Source organism: Winogradskyella pacifica (genome assembly GCF_013403915.1).
Classification (GTDB): Bacteria; Bacteroidota; Bacteroidia; order Flavobacteriales; family Flavobacteriaceae; genus Winogradskyella; species Winogradskyella pacifica.
In genome coordinates this window covers 1-542 of record NZ_JABFDI010000083.1, presented here as the reverse complement: position 1 = coordinate 542, position 542 = coordinate 1, and the positions used below count along the sequence as shown (strand labels likewise).

The following is a 542-nucleotide window of genomic DNA, read 5'->3' as shown; positions in this document are numbered from 1 at the left end:
CGTTGCTGCAGGCCGGCAGCGCCGACGGCAGCGTGCTCGCCTGGATGCTCGTCGCCGGCGGTACGGTGACCAGCCTGTTGACTCTCTACGCCGTCACCCGCGTGTGGACCAAGGCGTTCTGGCGGGCGCGCGCCGACGCCCCCGAGGGCGACCTGGCCGACAGCTCCCCGTCGGCGCTGCTCGACGATTCGAACGACATCCAGCTCGCCGACCGCGAGGACGTCGGACGGATGCCCGCCTTCATGCTCATCCCGACGATCGGGTTGGTGATCGTCGGCTTGTCGCTCACCGTGTTCGCCGGCCGAATCATCGACATCAGCGATCGCGCCGCAGCCGATCTGCGTGACCGGTCGGTGTACATCGACGCCGTCCGCGGTGAAGGATTTCTCGGCGACGCTCCCGAGGCTGCGGAGGGCCGGTGATGTTCAACAAGGATGTGTTCAACAACCGTTTCCTGCTGCTGAGACTGTGGACACTGATCTGGCTCACGGCGGTCTGGGTCCTGCTGTGGGGCAATCTGAGCTGGGCGAACGTTCTCGGCG

1 pseudogene is annotated in these 542 nt (G+C 66.8%); it reads left to right on the top strand.

Annotation, left to right across the window (positions count from 1 at the left end):
* Positions 1 to 422 (top strand): annotated as a pseudogene (locus HM984_RS18135) (hypothetical protein); the annotation flags it as partial.
* Positions 423 to 542 lie beyond the last annotated feature (120 nt).